Source organism: Sphingobium sp., from assembly GCF_035511395.1.
Lineage (GTDB): Bacteria > Pseudomonadota > Alphaproteobacteria > Sphingomonadales > Sphingomonadaceae > Sphingobium.
On sequence record NZ_DATKFP010000379.1, the window covers coordinates 1 to 19,384 of the forward strand.

Annotated in this window: 17 protein-coding genes and 2 pseudogenes; all 19 read left to right on the forward strand. The window is 64.6% G+C overall.

The annotated features are described in order from the left end of the window. Nucleotides 1–214 (forward strand): annotated as a pseudogene (locus VMR39_RS25795) (hypothetical protein); the annotation flags it as partial. A 126-nt stretch (nucleotides 215–340) separates the two neighbouring features. Beyond that, a complete protein-coding gene (locus VMR39_RS25800) occupies nucleotides 341–607 on the forward strand; it encodes a type IV conjugative transfer system protein TraL (protein WP_325420618.1) in 267 nt (88 codons plus the stop codon). Between the two features lie 8 nt (nucleotides 608–615). After that, nucleotides 616–1,251 carry a TraE/TraK family type IV conjugative transfer system protein gene (locus VMR39_RS25805; RefSeq protein WP_325420620.1) on the forward strand — a complete coding sequence of 212 codons (636 nt, stop codon included), beginning with the start codon at nucleotides 616–618 and terminating at the stop codon, nucleotides 1,249–1,251. Then, on the forward strand, nucleotides 1,235–2,002 hold the full coding sequence (locus VMR39_RS25810; protein ID WP_325420622.1) for a type-F conjugative transfer system secretin TraK: 768 nt from the start codon (nucleotides 1,235–1,237) through the stop codon (nucleotides 2,000–2,002). The genes VMR39_RS25805 and VMR39_RS25810 overlap by 17 nt, the downstream gene beginning before the upstream one ends. After that, nucleotides 1,999–3,381, forward strand: a complete 1,383-nt coding sequence (locus tag VMR39_RS25815) for a TraB/VirB10 family protein (protein WP_325420624.1) — start codon at nucleotides 1,999–2,001, stop codon at nucleotides 3,379–3,381. The genes VMR39_RS25810 and VMR39_RS25815 overlap by 4 nt, the downstream gene beginning before the upstream one ends. A 32-nt stretch (nucleotides 3,382–3,413) precedes the next feature. Then, nucleotides 3,414–4,034, forward strand: coding sequence for a TraV family lipoprotein (locus VMR39_RS25820; protein ID WP_325420626.1), 621 nt, complete (start codon nucleotides 3,414–3,416; stop codon nucleotides 4,032–4,034). Next, nucleotides 4,031–6,550 (forward strand): annotated as a pseudogene (locus VMR39_RS25825) (TraC family protein). Before VMR39_RS25820 ends, VMR39_RS25825 begins: the two are co-directional and overlap by 4 nt. Then, nucleotides 6,550–6,876: a hypothetical protein gene (locus VMR39_RS25830; RefSeq protein ID WP_325420628.1), complete on the forward strand. Its 327-nt coding sequence runs from the start codon at nucleotides 6,550–6,552 to the stop codon at nucleotides 6,874–6,876. Before VMR39_RS25825 ends, VMR39_RS25830 begins: the two are co-directional and overlap by 1 nt. Then, nucleotides 6,873–7,109, forward strand: a complete 237-nt coding sequence (locus VMR39_RS25835; RefSeq protein WP_325420629.1) for a hypothetical protein — start codon at nucleotides 6,873–6,875, stop codon at nucleotides 7,107–7,109. The genes VMR39_RS25830 and VMR39_RS25835 overlap by 4 nt, the downstream gene beginning before the upstream one ends. Then, a complete protein-coding gene (locus VMR39_RS25840; protein ID WP_325420631.1) occupies nucleotides 7,099–7,731 on the forward strand; it encodes a conjugal transfer protein TraW in 633 nt (210 codons plus the stop codon). Before VMR39_RS25835 ends, VMR39_RS25840 begins: the two co-directional genes overlap by 11 nt. Next, complete coding sequence (locus VMR39_RS25845) at nucleotides 7,728–8,741, forward strand: TraU family protein (RefSeq protein WP_325420633.1); 1,014 nt, start codon at nucleotides 7,728–7,730, stop codon at nucleotides 8,739–8,741. Before VMR39_RS25840 ends, VMR39_RS25845 begins: the two co-directional genes overlap by 4 nt. A gap of 367 nt (nucleotides 8,742–9,108) precedes the next feature. Further along, on the forward strand, nucleotides 9,109–11,040 hold the full coding sequence (locus tag VMR39_RS25850; protein WP_325420635.1) for a hypothetical protein: 1,932 nt from the start codon (nucleotides 9,109–9,111) through the stop codon (nucleotides 11,038–11,040). Between the two features lie 53 nt (nucleotides 11,041–11,093). Continuing rightward, a complete protein-coding gene (traN, locus tag VMR39_RS25855) occupies nucleotides 11,094–12,128 on the forward strand; it encodes a conjugal transfer protein TraN (protein ID WP_414712596.1) in 1,035 nt (344 codons plus the stop codon). Further along, the gene (locus VMR39_RS25860; RefSeq protein WP_325420639.1) at nucleotides 12,100–12,948 is read left to right on the forward strand and encodes a type-F conjugative transfer system pilin assembly protein TrbC; all 849 of its coding nucleotides are present in this window, start codon (nucleotides 12,100–12,102) and stop codon (nucleotides 12,946–12,948) included. Before traN ends, VMR39_RS25860 begins: the two co-directional genes overlap by 29 nt. Continuing rightward, the gene (locus VMR39_RS25865; protein ID WP_325420641.1) at nucleotides 12,920–13,519 is read left to right on the forward strand and encodes a S26 family signal peptidase; all 600 of its coding nucleotides are present in this window, start codon (nucleotides 12,920–12,922) and stop codon (nucleotides 13,517–13,519) included. Before VMR39_RS25860 ends, VMR39_RS25865 begins: the two co-directional genes overlap by 29 nt. Then, a complete protein-coding gene (locus VMR39_RS25870; RefSeq protein WP_325420643.1) occupies nucleotides 13,516–14,364 on the forward strand; it encodes a conjugal transfer protein TraF in 849 nt (282 codons plus the stop codon). Before VMR39_RS25865 ends, VMR39_RS25870 begins: the two co-directional genes overlap by 4 nt. Beyond that, nucleotides 14,361–14,963 (forward strand): hypothetical protein, encoded by a 603-nt coding sequence (locus VMR39_RS25875; protein ID WP_325420645.1) that lies wholly within the window; start codon nucleotides 14,361–14,363, stop codon nucleotides 14,961–14,963. The genes VMR39_RS25870 and VMR39_RS25875 overlap by 4 nt, the downstream gene beginning before the upstream one ends. A 131-nt stretch (nucleotides 14,964–15,094) precedes the next feature. Beyond that, nucleotides 15,095–16,477, forward strand: coding sequence for a conjugal transfer protein TraH (locus tag VMR39_RS25880; protein ID WP_325420648.1), 1,383 nt, complete (start codon nucleotides 15,095–15,097; stop codon nucleotides 16,475–16,477). A gap of 13 nt (nucleotides 16,478–16,490) precedes the next feature. After that, a partial coding sequence (locus tag VMR39_RS25885; RefSeq protein ID WP_325420647.1) for a conjugal transfer protein TraG N-terminal domain-containing protein occupies nucleotides 16,491–19,384 on the forward strand: 2,894 nt, incomplete at its 3' end.

A 19,384-nucleotide genomic window follows, 5' to 3' on the forward strand; every position in this document is an offset into this window, starting at 1 on the left:
GCCGGCCGCCGGCGACCTTGGCTACGATATCTACGACATCGTGGTGAACCAGGGGGTAAAGGGACCGCTCGGCTTCGTGGGGGGCGTCGCCGCCTTCCTGTTCGGGGTCAGCCGCCTCTTTTCCAACATCATGATCGGCATCCCGACGATCGTCGCCGCCGTCTGCCTCATCCGGGCAGATTCCATCCTCCAGACCTTCGGCATGATGGTCTGAGACCCGCCTGAAACAGGGACTGGCGCGGGCTCCTTCATCGGTGCCCACGCCGGACGCGAAGAGCAAATAGTCGCTCTTCGCAACAATCACGCCTGGTCCAGGCGTGATGAAGCAAGGGAGAAGGACGTGGACGAGAGACTTCCCCAATTTCTGCACAAGCCGGTCCAAATCCTCTGGTTCGACGCGCAGGAATTCATCGTCGTGGTGTCCATCATCTTCGTCGCCGTCATCGTCGGCGGATATGTGGGCTGGTCGCTCCTCGGCGTCCTTCTCCTCTTCATTCCCTGGAAGCGGACCAAACCGCGCGGCTTCATGCCGCATCTCGCCTGGCGCTGGGGGCTGCTCAAGCTCCCCCGCTACCCCGGTCCGACCCAGACCCGCTTTTGCGAGTGAGATATTCTATGTTCGGCAGATCATCCGCCCCAGAGCCCAGCGATCCGCTTCTGGAGAAGCCGGCCAGCTTCGGCATCCACCGCTACCTCCAGGGATCGTCCAACCTCTTCGAAGAGAACCGGCTCCTCAAATTCTCTATTGCGGGCCTGTTCGGCATAACCGCCATCCTGGGGATCAGCCTCTACACGGCAAGCCAGAACCAGCGGACGATCGTAGTCCCCTTCGGCGCCGGCGGCGATCTCTATGTGACGGGTGGCAAGCCATCGCCCGCGTACCTGCGCACCATGACACGCAATATCGTCGCGCTTTCGGGCACCTATTCTGCGCTGTCGGCCGACCGGCAGTTCCAGGAATTGCTCAGCATCGTCCATCCGACCGCCTACAATGGCATCCGCGACAGTCTGAACGCGATCCTCGACGAGCTCGCCAATAATCCGACGCTCTCGATCGCGACCTACATCCGGCCCGACAAGCCAGTCATCTGGACCGACCGCCAGATCCTCGTACCGGTCGAAAAGGTGCGCGTCATCGGCGGCGTCATCCGCAAGTTCCGCGGCAATCTGCGCATCCGCTACACGATCGATGCCGGCCGCTTCTGGCTCCTGTCTCTAGCCGAGGAAAATTTCGATGCCGAACTTCGGTAAGCGCTTTTGCGCGCCTGTGGCACTGCTCGCCGCCTGTCTCCCAGCCCCTGCATTTGCGCAACCCATTATGGCCCTGCCCGACCAGACGAGCAGCATCCGTCTTTCCAATCGGGACATCAATCATTTCGTCTGCCAGGGCGGCGAGATCGAAGACGTCAAATTCTCGGCCGAAAAGGCGATCGCAGTCGAAAAGGCCGGCGCCGACGCCTGGGTCAAATTCCTCGTCAAGGAAAGCGATGACGTGGGCCAGGTGACCCGAAGCTTCGTCACAACCCCGTCGGAATTCTTCGTGACCTGCAACGGCGCGATCTATCCGCTCTATGCCGAGCCCTCCGACATTCCCGCCCAGACCGTGACGCTCGCACCCGGCGCCAGCCAGCGCGCCCGCGCCAATGGCGAGTTGCTGGGGCCGCTGGTCGAGGAAGAGCGCGCCGTCTCCATCACCCTCTCGATGCTGCAGGACCGGGTTCCCGCCAGCTTTACCGAGATCGCTGTGTCTGCAAAGCCGCTGGCGCTCGCCGCCGCGCCCGCGCTGCGCATCACCGAGCGCCGCCGCGTCGCAGTCGAGGGCACCGGCCTTTCGGCGTCAGAATATTGGGTCGAGGCAAGCGCCGATACCGAGATTGACGAGCGGCTGTTCCTGGGCACCGCGATCGGCGCGCGCATCTTTAGCGTCACCCTCGATCGCCTGTCGCTCCGCGCCGGCGAGAGCGCGCGGCTCATCCTGCTCCGTCGGGGAGAAGCGCTGTGAGTGGCGCCGACGACAAGATCCCCGGCAACAAAGGTGGCGGTAGCGGGGATCCTGCTTCGCCTGCCGCCCCCCAGCGGAGGCATGCCGGGATGCAGGGCTATTCCCGCCCGCCCAAGAAGGAAGGTCCTGGTGACAACGCAAAGGACGGCGGCGCGCAGAATGGAAGTCGCGGCCCCGCGCTCCTCGACCTGAAGACCCGCTGGGCAGCCTTAAGCGCCCGCCAGCAGCTGCGCGCTCGCCAAGCCGGCGTCGGGGTCGTCATCGCGATGTTTGGCTATGGCCTCTACACTGCCTCGACCGGGTCGAAGGACGTGGCGCCCGCGGCACCGGCGGCGTCCAACCTCAACATGGGCGCTGGCCTGCGCGGGGACAGCCTTGAGACCAAGGTGCGGGGGGATCTGAAAAAGATTCTCGATGGCCAGGCTCTGCTGGGCGACCGAGTCACCGCGATCGAGGAAGGCAAGATCGCGCCGGGATCGCGCTCCACCACGGACACGACGGACGGCGACCTGCCCAGCGCCATGCCGGGCGACATCCCCGCCTTCCCGCCGAGCCCCAGCGCACGTGAACTCGACAGCGCCGACGGCAGGCTGCCGCCGCCACCCGTGCCGCCTGCGCCTCTCGCACCGCCCGCACCTCCGGTCGAACGCCAAGTCGGCTCGATCGGGGCCGCCACCGCCGCGCTCACCGCCGATGCGGGGGACAAAGGGGCAAACGGCATTAAAAAAAAGACCCGGACGATCTATTTGCCGCCTGGTTTCATGAAGGCGCGGCTGCTGACCGGGATCGACGCGCTGGCGAGCCGGGACGCGACGTCGAACCCGGAACCGCTGATCGCCCGCGTCCAGGCGCCCGCCGTGCTCCCCAATGACGTCAAGGCGAACCTTTCCGGCTGCTTCGTTATCGGCAACGCGACCGGCAGCCTTGCCAAGGAACGGGTCGAAGTCCAGCTCGTCTCGCTCTCCTGCGTCGATTTCGACGAACGCTCGGTCGTCGATCAGCCGATCAAGGGCTTCTTCGTCGATACCGACGGGAAGAAGGGGCTGTCAGGCCGGGTCGTCACCCGTGCCGGGGCCGCGCTCGCCCGCAGCTTCATTGCCGGCACGATCTCGGGCATGAGCCAGAGCGTCGAAAACACCTTCGGCGACACCTCGGTATCGGCGCTCGGCACTGTCCGGTCGCTCGATGCGGGCGACGCCGCCAAGACCGGCATTGCCGGCGGCCTCTCCAAATCTTCCGACAAGCTCACCGACTTCTATCTCGATCTCGCCCGCCAGGCCGGTCCCATCGTGGAGGTGGGCGCCGCCAAGGATGTGGTCGTGGTGATCCAGGAAGGCGTCGCCCTCGAAATCAAGCCCACAGCGGGGAGCAAGTTCTGATGCGCCCACCCCTCACTCAAGGAGACACGCCCATGCCGCTCCTCTCTTTCCGATCAGCGTCACCCCTGCGCCGCGCCAGCGCCCCGCTGCTGATGCTCGCCGCCCTGCCCGCCTGCACCGCCATCGGATCGGTCATGTCGCCCTACCCGGAAAAATTCAGCTGCAAGAATAGCGACCATGGCCAGTGCATCCACCCCGAACGCGCCTATGAGGATGCGGTCGCCGACGCCGTCTCGCGCTCCGATCCCAAAGTCACGAACGACCGGAAGATGCTGAAGGGCAGCGCCACCGCAGCGTCCGCACCGGCAGGACGCGCCAGGAGCAAGGGCGCCACGCCTTATCTCGGCTACCGCGACAGCGTCTATCGCGAGCTTCAGGGGCTGGTCGAAGCGCCGGTAACGCCGATGCTGCGCCCCGGCCGCACGATCCGCACGCTCATCCTTCCCTATGCCGACCGCGAGCGGCCTGACCGGCTCTACATGCCGCGCTATGTCTATTCGATTCTCGACAAGCCTCAATGGTTGGTCGGCGACTATCTGGTGAGCCCCGTCAATCCGGCGGCCCGCGTGCCGGTTCTGGAGCAGGTGAAGGCCAAGCCGACCGGAATCGAGAGCAGCGACATCCCGGCCCCGCCACAGGAGACCGGCCGATGAGGGCGCCCGGCACCCGCCATGGCGGCGGCATGACCTTCGAGCGGCTGCGCCAGAGCGTCTCTCGCGATGCCTATTCCGACTTTCTGCCGATGGTCGCCTGGGTCGAGGAGGAGGAAGCCTTTCTCTGCATCGACGATGGCTGGGGCCAGGCCTGGGAACTCATTCCTTCCGCCTATCTCTTCGCCCATGTCCATCAGGCGCTGCTCGGCCTCCTCAATATCCACTTCGCGCCGGGCACCGTCGTCCAGCTCCATTGCTTCGCCGACCCTCTGATCGACGATGCGCTCGACGCTTTCCTCGATCTCAAGTCCCGACCCGATCCGCTGATCTAGGCCTCGGCGCGCCGCACCCGCGATTATCTGCGTGACGGAACGCAGGGCCTCGATGCGCTCCACGGCATTCCACTGCGCAACTTCCGGCTGCTTCTTTCGATCAAAACAAGGAAGCCGCTTGGGGCCGACCTGCGGCGTCAAATCGAGGAGCAGCTCTCTAAACTCGGCATCGCCCGCCTCGCGCCCGAAGCGTTGGTCACCTTCTATCGCCGCATCTTCAACGGCGTGTTTACAGCCGCGCCGGGCGTCTTCGCCCGAGGCAGCGACGACATGCCTGCGCGCCCGGTGCGAAAACAACTGATCGATGCCGGACCAGATCTCGTCTTCGACGGCCCCGAACTGTTCCTCGGCGATCAGGTCGCCCGCTGCCTGACGCCCAAGTCGCCAGCCCGGCGCGTCACCGCCGAGCGTTGCAACCGGCTGCTCGGCGGCATGCGCGGCGCGTCGGAAGATAGCGACCAGATCGGCGGCCCCTTCCTCTATACGCTGAACATCCTCTTCGATCATTCGAGCTTCGAGATCCACAAGCGTGCGCAGATCCTCTCCGCGCAAAAGGCTGCCGGCAGTTTCGCGGTCGAGGTGGGCAAGCAGATCGAGGAGATTGGTTGGGTACTCGACGAGGCGGGCAACAGCCGCTTTGTTTCTGTTATCCCGGTCATCTGGGTGTTCGGTCGCGACAGGGCGCAGGCCCGCGAGATGGCAGCGCGCGCCAAGCGCCTCTGGGAGAGCGAGCCACTACCCTGGATGATGCAGGAGGAGAGCTATCTCAATCCCGTGCTGCTGCCGATGGCCCTGCCATTCGGCTTCTATCCCGACCGGCGGACGGTTCGGATGCTGGAGCGCGATCTGCCCATGCCCGCCAAGGCGGCGGCGCTGCTGGCACCGGTCCAGACCGACTTTCGCGGCGGCGGCCGTCCTGCCCTTCTCTATGCCGGGCGCAAGGGCCAGCTCATCACGCTCGATCTCTTTGACCCGCGCATCAACAATTATAATTTCATCGTCTCGGCCGAAAGCGGCGCGGGGAAAAGCTTCCTCCTCAATAACCTCTGCCAGCAATATTACGCCCAAGGCGCGCTCATCCGCATCATCGATATCGGCGGCAGCTATGCCAAGCTCTGCACGCTCTGCTCAGGCCGCTATATCGATATTGGCGAGGAGCATCTCGTCCTCAACCCATTCGACATGGGGTTCGCACTCGACGGCGACGATCGCCAGTCAGCCATCTCCATGGCGGTCGCGATCGTCGCAGAAATGGCCAATGCCGCGACCAGCAAAGGTGTCAGCACCTCGGAATGGAACCTGCTCAAGTCCGCAGTCCAGTGGACGATCGACAGTGGACGGGCCGAGGCCGGGATCGACGCGGTGCGCGACTGGCTTGGCGCCTATCCCGCTTATGCCACCAGCGACCTCGACAAGGTCGAGCACCTGATCCCCGCCGCTCGCGAACTCGCCTTCAACCTTCGCGATTTCGCCAGCTCCGGCGCCTACGGACACTACTTCAACGGCCCCTCGACCTTCGACATCTCCGCCGACGAATTTGTCGTACTCGAGCTTGAGCGCCTCAAAGCCATGCCCGATCTCTTCAATGTGATCGTGATGGTGGTGGTGAACGCGGTCACGCAGGAACTTTATCTGTCCGCTCGCGACCGGCCGCGTTTCGTGCTGTGCGATGAGGCAGCCCAGTTCATGACCCGCACCGACGGGCAGGATCTTTCTCGCCTCGCTGAGGTGTTCGGCCAGGGCTACAGACGTGCGCGCAAATATCAGGGGAGCTTTGGCGTCGTCCTCCAGTCGATGAACGACCTGCTGCTCTTTGGCGGCACCGGACAGGTGATCCTCGAAAATGCCGCCACCCGCTTCCTGCTTCAGGGATCGACCTATGATCGGGCGGTCGAGAACAAAATCCTCGACTATTCGGGCTTCGTTCTCGATCTCCTGAAATCTGTCCGCAACAACAAGCCCAATTACTCCGAAGTCTTCATCGACTCGCCGCTGGGCCTCGGCATCGCTCGGCTCGTCGTCGATCCCTTCTCCTACTGGATCAACACCAGCGCGCCGCAGGAGGTGGCGGCGTTCGAGGCGCGGCTGCGCAGGGGCATGTCGCCCCTCGAAGCGGTCTGCGATCTGGCCGGCGTCGATCCGACCGAAATACTCGGTTCAGGATCTCACGGAGGTCAGGTCTGATGCGCCGGCCTTCCGACCAAAACCAACCTTGCTTCGAATTCGAGCCCGATCCGAAACTGGAAGCTTTCATCGAGGCAAGGGCTGCGGCCAAAGCCGAGGCCCAGGCCTTCCAATGGCGCTTCCGGCTCGTGACGATCGAGACGATGATGCTTGGCTTCCTCGTCGGAGCCGCCGGCATCGCGCTCCAGAAGCCACCATATCTGATCCTGCGCGCAGCGGTGATGGTTGCCGCAGGCTGCTTTGCGAGCGGCATATTGCTCATCGGCATGACCGGGGCTGCCGACAAGTCGGCCAAATGGCTGCGCAGCTGGTGGAACCGGCGATGAAGGGCATCCTCAGCGCCGCGCCCGCGCCGGGGCCGATCCGCCTTCTGGTCGGCACGCAGCTCATGCTGCTCATCCTGACGATCCTGGTGCTCGAAACACCCGCCGACCTGCCACTGCGGCTTCAGGGTCTGCTGCTCGCTGGTTGGGTGCTTGGCGCGTCCGCGCTCATTTGCGCGATACGCGGCGACAGATCTGACGACCGCCCCTGGTGGAGGCGGCGCCATGACCGCTGAACCACTCTTCCCCGACCGCGCCCGCCACGCCCTGATCGGCGCGCTGATGCTGGGCCTTGCCTGCGGTCACCCCGCCCTGGCGGCGACCTCGACGATCGGGCGAACCTGGCCGATCGCCGAGCTCGATGCCATGGCGGAGATCGAAGCGCGCGCCGCCAGGGCTCCCAGTCTTGCCTCGCGCCTCGGCCCGCGCTCGAGCTGGTCGGCGCTCCAGGCTGCGCCATTAGGGCAGGCCAGGATCGACCGCGTCCGCAGCCTGGTCCCCTTCTATACGGTGGAGGAAGATATCCGCCTGCCCGATGGCCGGCTGCTTTACCCCAAGCGGTTCACCTTCAACCCGCTCGACTATGTGTCGCTGCCCCAGCGGCTCGTTATCGTCCACCCGCGCGATCTGGGCTGGGCATTGAAGCAGGCGCGGTTCACCGATTTCATCCTGCTGACAGCGGGCGATGCGCTCGACCTCTCCGAGCGCAGCGGACGGCCGCTCTTCATTCTGGAAGAACGGGTAAAGGAACGGCTCGGCCTCACCGTCGCGCCGGTGATCGTCGCTCAGCAGGGCAAAAAGCTCGTCCTTACCGAATATGCGCCGCTGCGCGCAGCGGGCGGGAGCGCGCGGCCATGAAGCCGAGGTTCCTTACGCGCATGGCGCCGCTCGCACTGGCGCTCGCCGCATGCGGCGCGTCGGCACCTGCCCACGCATCAAAATGCGAGGCCGGCACCATCTTCAACCCGATCACCAAAGTGCGCTGGAACTGCATCTTCCCGATTACGATCGGCGGCGTGCGCGTCGGCAGTTTCGACAAGCTCGACAAGGAACTCGACGCCCAGTCCGCCTCCAAGCCGCTGTGCGCCTGCCGCAAGGGCGCAACCTTCTGGTTCGGGGTGAAGGTGAGCTTCTGGTCGCCCAACCGGATGATCGATGTCGTCACCGAGCCGGGATGCATGATGGCGCTCGGCGCTGATCTCCTGCCGACCGGCGGCAGGCTTCAGGGCAGCCAGTCCTCCATCGCTGACGGCACCAACAGCCAGAAGCTGTTTGCGCAGATGCACTATTATATCTCGCCGGTCTGGAAGATGCTCGACATGTTCACTGACCTCCCCTGCATCGAGGATGACGGGTTCGACGTCGCTATGATCACCGAAGTGCTGCCGACCTGGCAGTCCGGGACATTGGGCGCGATCATCCAGCCCGAAGGCATTCTCTTCGGCAATCCCGCTGCCGGCCTTGCTTGCATGGCTGACAGCGCTGCGGCGGCTGCGGGAAAGGTGATCGATCCGCTCTTCTGGTGCATGGGCAGTTGGGGCGCCACCTATCCCGTCGCCGGCGACATCCATTTTGGCGACAGCGTTGAAGCCTGGGCGGGCCTCGCCGCGCGCGGGACCTTCATGATGGGGCGGCTCGGAGCGCTCACTATCTCCTCGGCCGACGGCTGCTCCTTCAAGCCCCAGCCGATCTGGACCAAGAGCCGCTACAAGCTTCAGATCATGGAGCCGGTCAAGGGCGGCAAGTGCGTCAACATCGGACGGCCCGGCGCGCTCTGGTCCTCGGGCAAACATGCACCCGGCAAGGACAATGCCCAGTTCATGTCCTTTGAAAAGGTGATCTGCTGCGCGGGGGTGTCGACCCCATGAGCCTATCCCCTCCCCCATCCCCCACAGCAATCGCCTGCTTTCGATGGTCTGCCCGCCAAGGCCAGAACCGGCCGCTCGATCGCTGCGTGGGAGGAGCGGCGCTGGCGCCATCCGGCGCCGCTCCAAAACCCGATTCTCCCCATGCGGCTATGGGAGCGCATGGGGAGAAGGTCAGCACGGCCAGATGTACCCCCGGCGAGCGAGGATACCCCCCTCTGCCTGAATCCTCGCCCGCTTTGGCCGTGCTGACCACCGTCGACGGAAAGGCCGCCTTCCAATGCCTCTCCACGCCGCCTGACGTGGCCGGGATTTGCCCCTTGTTCCAGCTCCGCGCCGCAGATGGCTTTCGCGTAAGTGAGGACGAGGCATGAGATGGCCCTTCTCCCTCTCGCTTGCGATACTGGCAGCGCTGAGCGTCCAATCGGCCTTCGCGCAGGACATGGACGCTAGAGCGCTGGCAGCAGCGGCGGCCTCGCAGGCCAAATCCGGCGACAGCGATGCGATCAGCAACAATTATTTGACGCCGGGCCTCGCCAACCAACCGGTCAGCACAGTCGATAATAGTCGTAGCTTCACGCCCAATCTCACCTGTCAGCAGAGCGCGACTATGCTCGAAATGCTGGTCCAGCCCGGCACGACCGGCGACATTTCCCATCTTTCCATTTCCCGCGACAAGGATCTCGACGGCGCCTTTGACCAGGTCCTGACCCTCCCGGTCCCGGTTTCGGGGATTTGCGCCAACGGCGTCATCTCCTGTTCGCCGGGAAGCTGGAACCAGTGCCAAAGCTTCAAATGGGATGTCGGCGACACCGGCGACCTCAAGCTCAGCCAGGTCGACATGCCTGAGCTGTCGGGTTGCTATTGCGTCAATGCAAGCTGCGGCGCGAACCTGGTCGCGGGCAATCTCTCCTCGGTGCTGAAGGATCTGGGTGGCGGCGTGATCGGGGCGCTGACGACAGCCGATCCCAGGATCGCGGTGGCGCAGGCCAGCATCGACGGCCCGGTCATCCGCTATGTCGGCGCGCAGACGACCGCCTGCGCCTCTTCACCGGCGGTGTCCGGGACGAGTTACCGCGCCAACCCGACCGCAATCAGCGGCGACGCCTATGCCGCCTCGCAAGCCAGTTCCGTCTTCACCGCGCTGGCGGCCTCCCCGGCAGGGAATGGCAAGGCGGAGGAAACGCGGTCTTGCAGGATCGAGCGCGAGATTACGGTCAAAGCCTGGGACTTCACCGACATCGTCGCAGCCAGTGGCTCGATCACTTCGACCAGCAGCTGCGGTACAGGATGCCTGCGTTTTCAGATCCGGGGTGCGGGGAGCTGCGGCAGCAATCCGCCCGTCTATACAGTCACTTTCAATCCGTTGCTGCCTAGCCGGATTGTCTCGGCGCGGCTCATCGAGATGGGCGCTGACGACTGGGTCCAGGGCCGGATCAACCGCCAAGTCGTGGGGTCCGCGGGCAAGCGCCTCTGGACAGGCGATGGCCTGCCGTCTGGCGACTGCCGGATCAGCGATGATCCCTGGTATGATCGCATGCCCATCGATTTTACCGACAGGCTCAAGTCCGGCGCGACGTCAGTCAGCGCGCGGGTACGCGGCGGGGGTGGCGGCAATTGGGGCTATGTCACCGTCGAGATTCAGGTCGACACCAGCTGCGAGGTCAGCGAGCGGCTGGTCGATCTCTGCGCCGGCTATGCAAGCGACGTGGCCTGCCGCCTGACCCTGGAGGATGTCGACGGGGTCGAGACGGTCCGCAATGGTATCGTCACAGGTCTCAAGCCGCTGCCCCTTACCCGCCTGTTCGGCACGGGGGCCTGCACCTTCCAATATAGCCGCGACTTCTTCCTCCGGACGCGCCGCTATGCCTGCATCGTCGAACCATCAGTTACAGCGCAGCCCGATCTCAGCCGTGCCACCTATATCATCGATCATTCGACCGAGACGCTGCTCGCCGACCAGACCCGGGCCAGCGACTGTTCGCTCCTCCAGTCGACCCGCGCCTTCGCGTTGCCCGACCGCCCAGCTGTCGCTGCATGCGAATCCATCTGCAAGACCCGCGCGCCCAGCGCCAATGATGGCGTCGCCCCGGCCGGAACCGTGGCGGAGAAGCAGAACGTGCCCGTTGGACGGGCCAGCTTCTATCATGTCTGCACGGCCGGCAATGTCTGCCCTCTGGGCGCGGGCGAAGAGATCGTGTCGCCCTGCGGCTGTCTCGACGATTTCCCCGAGGCGGTGGTGATGATGCAGACGGTCCGGCTCGCTGGCTCGGACCTTACCTGCACGGCGGTGGCGCGATGATCCGCCGGTTTGCCCCCGCACTCGCGCTCACCTGCGCCCTGCTTCCGGTCACGATGGTCCCGCAGGCTCATGCGGCACAGATCTGCGCCGCCGACCTCAACGGCAATGGCGATGCCGCCGACGAAGGGGAGATGGCGCAGTGCCTTGCAACCACGGATGGCGGCGCGCTCTGTCCCATCGGCACGGTCGATTGCGTGGCCGACGCGCAGGGATCCTATGCCTGTCCGTTGGGCGCAAGCTATGCCTGCAAGACCTCGGCCTCAATTGCCGTGCCGGCCTGCTCGCCCAACAGCTGCATAGATACCTCCGCCACGCCGCTCGAAAATGAGGACGTGGTCGATGATCCGGGCGCCCCCAATGACGGCCCCGTCGATGCCGACGGCAATTGCCTTGGCACCATCGAGATATTCGGCGGACGAGCACTGCGCTGCCGGCCGCCCAGCGCCAGCGTCACCTTCCAGAATTGCTGCAAGGATAAGGGCAAGATCGTGAAAGACGGGATGGGCGGTTCACTGAGCTCGATCACCACCAAGATCGCCATCGCCAAGGGCGTCTTCACCGGCATGAAAGCGGCCTATACCGCGTTCAAGGCGGGTGCGACCGCGAGCGAGGCGGCCTCTGCGGGCGCCAATGCGATCATCGTTGGAATCGACCCTACCTCGATCGCGATCAGCCTGGCCATCAACTATATGATCGAGGTTCTGCTCCAAGGCTGCGACCAACAGGATATGGAAACCGGCATGCTGCGCGGTTCGGGCATGTGCCATGAGGTCGGCACTTATTGCTCGTCGAAGATCCTGGGCATCTGCATCCAGAGGGCGCGGGGCCATTGCTGCTTCAACACGAAGCTGGGCCGTATCATCCAGGAGCAGGGTCGGCCGCAACTCGCCGCGTTCAACAGCCTTGGCTGGGGTACGCCCAAACATCCCTATTGCCGCGGATTTTCGGCAGAAGAGTTCCAGGCGCTCGATTTCAGCCGGATGGATCTCTCCGAATATTATTCGGACATCGAGGCCCGCGCACAATCCGACATTCAGATCGACATGAAGGAGAAGATAGATGCGACGCTCAGCATCATCCATCCCTGACCTCTTGCTGCGCGCAGGCGCCATGGTCGCGCTCTGCGCCGCCGTCCCCGCGCTGGCGCAAGGCGGGCAGACCGGGGGTGAGCCCCGGCCGGCCGCACCGGACAAGCCCGTCCCAGACAATGCCAATATATCCGGCCCGACAGGCATCCCCGAACCGTCGCAGACGATGCGCCGCCGGGCGTTCAAGGCTATGCGGCAGAAGGGGCGCTTTCCCGACATCGAAGCGCGGGCGCGCAAGGATCGGGAGGATGTGGCGCAGCACATGGCTGCCGAGCATGATACCGTGCAAAAGCGCCTTTACGAGGCCCTGGGGCGGGCTGCGTCGATCGATGCGGCGAAGCCGAGGGATGGACGGGCTGTGGCTTCGGCAAAGAGCTGGGTGCCGATGCTGTTCGCCTCATCCTCCATGCCGCTCCAGACCATGCGCAATTACGCCGCGCAGCTGGAGACGGTGGGCGGTGTCATCGCTTTTCGCGGCGTTCCCGGGGGCATGAGCAAAATCGGCCCGATGGCGAAATTGACAGCGCAAATCCTGCGCGTCGATCCGGGCTGCGTGGGTCCGGCCTGCATGATGCGCAACGTCCAGCTCATCGTCGACCCGATCCTCTTTCGCGAGCATGGCGTCAATCAGGTTCCCGCCTTCGCCATGGTGCCGGGCGATCCCACCCTTCCCTATTGTGAGCGCAAGGACGAGGTCGCGCCCCAGTCCAGCCATATTGTTTATGGCGACGCGGCGCTGTCGGGCCTTTTCGAAGAGTATGCCCGCCTTGGCGGAAAGGAGGAAGTCAGCGATGCTGCGTCTCGCCTGTCTCGCCGCTGATCGGCTTTGGTTGGGGCTCAAGACCCTGCCTTCACAGGCGGCGCGCTCGCTGGGCGGTGCGATCGGTAACCAGCCTGCCGATAACCGGCGCCTGGCCCTGAACCTCGCCGTCATCCTGCCGGTCTCGACTCTCACCTGGCTTGGATTACCGGGCGTGACCCTGGTCATGAGCCCTTCGATCGATGCCTGGGCCGTACGGCGCGCGCCAGGTCCGATCCACAAGGGCGATCTCGTCGAGTTCATGCTCTATCATCCAATCGCAGGCCCCAAGCCGTTGAGCGTCACCAAGCGGGCGCTCTGCCTTCCGGGCGAGCGCCTCCGCGAAATTGAACGACTCTCGGTCGATGGTCGGGAGGGCACGCGTGGCTGGTATTATTGTGGCCGAAGCTTCCTCGGCGCGAGCCGGCCGTTCGGCCGGGACGGTCGCCCACTTCCCCATTTGCGCTGGGGTGATCGGCCGATCCCACCGGGTTTTGTCTACGTCGGCTCCGATCGCGCCGGGGGCTTTGATAGCCGCTATTTCGGACCGGTCCGGCTCGAGAGCCTCACCCGCATGGAGCGCATCCTGTGACGCGCGCCCTTGCGCTGCTGGCCTTGGCCGGCCTGCTGCTGCCTGCTACTGCCATCGCAGAGGACACAATCCGTCAAGGCTATTGGTGGTACCGGCCCAAGGCCGATCCCACCGAGACGCCGCTCGATGATGTGCCGCCAGCGCCCGTCATTCCGCCCATGACGGAGCTCGCGCGGTGGAGCCCGCCCCGGATCGCCAAGCTGATTACCGACCAGCGCGATTATGCTGCGACCGTTCTTACCGTCGAGGCAGTTTCCGATTTCTGGCGGCTGGAGGATTTCGCGCGGCGCAAAGCCCGCGCCTTTGCCGGCGTCACCCAGCTGGCGATGCTTGCCCATCCCGAGCTCAGCGCCAAATCCGCCAATCCCATAATCGGCGATGCGCGCGATGCGCTGGGTGCGCAGAAGGATGCGGTGCGCCGCGCCTATCTGCGCTCGCGCGGTCCCGAATTCGCGCTCGTCATGTTCTCGCGCACCTCCTGCGGTTATTGCCGAGTGCAATGGCCGATCCTCCAGCGTTTTCAGGAGGAAACCGGCTGGCAGATCATCCGCGAGGACCTTGATCGGCGGCCCGAACTTGGCGCCCGCTTCGGCGTCGAGGTGACGCCCACCACCATCGTCATCCGCCGCAATTCCGCGCAGCGCATGGTCATCGCCAACGGCGTCGAGGCCTTCCCGACGCTCATCCAGACCGCCTATCAGGCGGTGAAATTGCTGTCGGGCGACATCAGACCCGAACAGTTCCTGACCGGCGCTGGTGAGGAAAATGGATTTTTCGACGCGCTCGCCAATGGTCCGGTTGCGGCCGCCGATCCCATGACAAACCAAGGCGGTGTCCGCCCATGAGAGCTCTGCATCTTGGAGCATTGATCGCGCTTCTGGCCGCGCTGCCGTCCTCGGTCCATGCGCAGGCGGAACGGCGCGCGCCTGACCGGGTTCAGGCGGCCCGCGCCGCTATTCATCCGGTTTCCAGCGCCAGCGAAATGCGGAGCTGGCTCGCCCGCGTTCCCCGAACGGTCGATTATCCACCGGATTTCGAGGCGGCTTTAAAGGGCCAGGGATCCGCGTTCATGATCGAGATGAGCACGGCGTCTGGTTGCCTCCCCTGTGGCGATCTCTGGTCCAAGCTGCTTGCGCTCAAGACGCGCTACGGCCTGACGGTCCGCCCGATCGGCAGGGAGGAGGCGATGCTCCGCTCCGGACGGCTTGGTCTCCCCTGGATCGGCCATCCCGTCGCCTGGCTCCGCCCCGTCTCCGAAGAAGCGCGCATCCTGCCGATCGCGATCGGGACGGACCATCCGGTCAATCTCGCCCGCAATATCTATCTCGGGCTCAAGATGCAGACCGGCGTACGGGCAGCCGTCGGCGTGCGCGCCATGGCGAAGTTCACCGGAATCGTCGGCACCCCGGCGCCTTCTCACACCATCAGCAAAGCGAAGGACTGAGCGATGGCGGGCTCGGATCTTCCCTCAACAGCCTCACCTGTCTGGAGTCCGCCATGGCCGATCGCTGCACGCCCGCCCTTTTTCGGTTGATATCCTGCGCGCGGTTCCGGCGATGGAGCGCGCTCCTCGCCATGCTGCTGGCGAGTTGTGGCACGATGGCGCCCGCGCATGCACAGAGCTGGGCCGAACATTGGTTCGACAATGTGACCTATACCAGCCCTGGCAGTTTCGAGGACCAGACCCGCGGCTATGTGACGGCGGGCGGCATGTCCGGCCGGATCGACGTCCATAGCGATTACCTGATGAGCCTCACCATGCCCAAGGTAAAGGCAGGCTGCGGCGGCATCGACATGTTTTTGGGCGGCATGTCCTTCCTCGACCCCGATTATCTCGTCCAGAAGCTCGAAAGCATCCTCCAGGCCGCACCGGCAGTCGCTTTCCAATATCTGCTCGAAACCCTCGACGAGAAGATGGGCAACATCATCTCGAAGATGGAGGCGGCCACCAATTTCCTCAATTCCATCCAGGTCAATGACTGCCGCCTCGCCAACCGCATGGTCCAGATCGCCAAGGGCGATGATAACATGTCCGGGATCATTGAGGAAATGACCGGCTACAAGTCGGTGAAGGAAGGCTATGCCAAAAGCTATCAGCAGAGCCGCGAGAAGATCCAAGCGAACGGGAACAGCCCGACAGAAGATCTGAAGGACGCGCTCGCCAACTGCCCGGCCGAGGTTACCGACATCTTCCGTACCGGATCGTTGCTGTCCCATGCTGCGTCGCGCGTCGGCGCCGCCGATTGGGCGGGCGTCATGCGCGCGCGGGTGGGCGATGTCTTTATGCGCTGGGACGCTAACGACAAGGTGCCACTCTTCTCGGCCATCCCCGCCTGCGCTGGGCAGGACACCGAGTCCTCCGATGATTTCCTGAGCGGTCGGGTAATGCGCCGCGCACTCAACATGCCAGCCACCGCAGCCGACTGCACGCAGGACGGAGCCAAGGGCGCGCTCGCGCTGACCCGCGAGCGCATGACCTCGATCGCCGAGAAGATCAGGACGCGCTCCGCGATGACAGCCGAAGATCGGCAGTTCGTCGCCAATGTTCGCACCCTGCCGGTCTACCGGATGCTCGAATGGGGCGTGCGCCAGGATGTGGTGGACTCGGTGATCGGCGACACCGACGAGCTGGTCGCGCTGACCCTTGCCTATCAGATGCTGAACGATCTCACCCGCAGCATCGATTTTGCCATATCCAATGCCGAGCGCGGGGCCAACGCTGCGGGCGCCGCCGATGGAACTAGCTCCAACATCTGCCAGACCCGCATCCTCACCAAGGGCATCGAGCAACTGCGCGATCTGCGGGAGGAGGTGCTCCGCCAGCGCTCGCAGATGCGGCAATCCTATATAGCTGCGCTCTCCCAGGCGAACCTATCGACGGGCTATGCCGGCCTCATCCGCCAGCGTGATCGCGACGCGCGTGATGCCGCTGGCACCGCCGCCAGCGGCAACCGCTGAAGGATCGAACATCATGCGCCGCCTATCCCGACTGCCCGCTCTGCTTGGCGGTCTCGCCAGCCTGTTCGCCGCCTCCCCTGCCCTCGCTCTGGAGACGAGCTTCCACACCTATGACGGCTTTGCCGAAACCGTAGATGCGTTCCGGCTCGTCTCGATGATCTTTGCCGATCCGCGCTACGAGACATTGGTGCTGATCGTCGCGGTCGTCGGTATGGCGCTCGGCGCCGTTCTCGCCATGATCCGCGGCACGGGCATGGGCCTTGTCGCGTTCGGTCTCCAGATGCTGGTGGGCATCGGCCTGTTTGTCGGCCTCGTCGCGACGACCGGCACCGTCCATGTCTATGACCGGGTGCGAAACGCCTATCAGCCCGTCGGCGATGTTCCGAACCTGATCGTCTTGGTCGCGGGCGTCACAAACATGATGGAGCGGGCGCTGGCCGAGACGATCGACGATAATACGCTCGACCCGCACGCAAAACTCGAGTTCGGCGCGGGCGGCCATGCCTTCGACCTCTTCCTCAATGCCGTCAGCCCGCGCGGGCCGATGACCGATGCCTTTCTCGACGCGACGATCAAGGATTATGTCCGCCAATGCTATCCGGTCGCCCGCGTCTCGCCCGCCTATGGCATTGATGACGACCAGCTTTTCCGCACCAGCACGGATCTGCCCGCATCTTTCGCTGCAATGTCGGGCCCTTCCACTTTCAGCACTTTCTTCACGGCTTCGGACAAGGGCGGCACGACGGTCAGTTGCAACGAGGCCTGGACCCATATCGCGGATCGGTTGTCCGACCCTGCCATCTTCGCAGACTATTCCTCCCAGGTCTGTCAGCGCACCGGCTACGATATCGGCAAGGCCGACCAGCTCGCGCGCTGCCGCAGCAATCTGGCTGAGATGGGCGACATGATGTTGGGGACGCCGCTCACCGCCCAGGCATTTTTCACCAATATTCTGCTTGGGAATAGCGTCGGCGACGTGCTGTTCGAAGACAGTCCTGCGACGGCCGCCCGTGTCATGGCCAATCGCGCTGTGGTAGCAGGTGGCCTTGCCACCATGTCGACCGCCAACGAATGGATGCCGACGATCCGGGCGACGGTATTCGGGATCATGCTGTTCATGATGCCGATCGCACTGCTGTTCATCCTCACGCCGATCAACTTGCGGGTGGCGAGCTTCGCGCTGGGGCTCTTCGTGTTCGTGGCGCTCTGGGGCGTGATTGACGCCGGCATCTATCAGTTGACCCTTGGTCGCGCGATCGCGGTGCTGGCCGAGATGCGCTCCAACCATGTGGCGGCGACCGCCTGGATGCTGGCGCCATCCTCGGCGATGAAAGCGCTCGCCATCTTCGGGAGCTTCCGCACCGCCGCTGCCGGCCTCGCCGGGGCGTTTGTGTTCACCGTGTTCCGCTTCTCGGGTAATGTTTTCTCGTCCTTCACCGGCGGTTCGCTCGGTGTTCAGGCCCAGGGATCGGCGGCCGCGGCGGGGGTCTCGACCTCCGAGGGCTTCGCCTCCGCGCTAGAGGCGCAGGCTTCAGCCATGGGCACAGGCAGCCGCCGCTCGGCCTCTTCAGGTTTCGGGGATTTCGGCGAGCGTTCATCCTTCGGAACCAGCCGCAGCTTCGGCGCCGCGGGCGCGGTTGGCGCGGCCCATGGTGGTGGAGCCCCCGGCAGCACCGCGATGGGGCTTGGTGCGACGGACGCCGCGCGGGAACTGGGCGGTCTTGCGCCCGCGCTGCACGGACGCGACCTCAATGATCCTGCAACCGCGAGCGCCGTGCGCGCCGCTGCGGCGACCGGCGCGATCCATAATTTTGCCGAGAAGGATGCTCTGCGCGGTCTTGGCACCAGCTATTTCGGGAAAGGCGAAGCGGGCGAGAAGGCTTTTGGTGCTTTCACCCAGGGTCTGGTCCAGTGGCGAGCTTTCGGCGACACCCGCGCCTATGGCATGATGATGCAGGCGGCGACGCGGCATTTCGAGCGCGGCGGCTATTCACCGCATGACGCTGCACTGAAGGCAAGCGGAGTGATTGCCGAAGCGAGTGCCGATCCCACCTTCGCCAAGCTCATCGCCAATAGCTATGCGCAGGAGGAGATGCTGCGCAATGACCTGACCGCCGCCCAGGTCCAGGTCGGCGCGATGGAAGGCCGCCGGGATTATGCCGGCGGCCGGATCACGCAAGTGGAACGGGGCAATGTCGCGACCGAGCAGGCCCATCGCACGGGTGGCAACGAAGGTCAGCGCAACGCCGCCGCCATGCTCGGCCTCCCAGTTGATGAGATGAGCCGCGGCATCGCCTTCATCAATGCCCTTTCCGGCGAAGCGCGCTCCTCCGCTATCACGCAACTCTCCCGCGCAACTGGCCGGAATGAGGCGCAGGTGACCAAGGCGCTCGAAACCTATCGGGCAGCGGTCGACCTTGGTACGGCGGACGGAGCAACGGCCGAAGCGGCGCAGGAAGGCACCGGCGTTTATGGCCGGACCCGAGAAGCGGCTGGCTACGACTTTGCCGAGCGCTCCGGGAAGCTCGACGCCCAGAAGGAGGTCGGCCACGACGGCACGCGCAGCGCTGCCCGGATCGGCGAGCAGCGGCGGCAATCGGAGAATTTTGGTTTTGCTGAAGGTGCCGAGGCCGCCGGCATGTCGACTCGCGAGGCAGCCCGTCTCGACAGCTTCATTCGAACGCTGGCCGATGCGAGCGGCAACCAACTCGACATGGCGGAAGGGGGCGCAGATGGCATTACCGACCGGGCGAGAAACGCCAGGATAACCAGCATCGTCGAGCGCGAACGCCTTTCACGCATGCAGGGCCTGCTCCGGGCCAATGGCATCGAGATGACCAAGCGCCAGATCGCCATGGACCAGAATGGCGACTTCAGGATGAACCTCACCCCGGCAAGCGCCGCCCA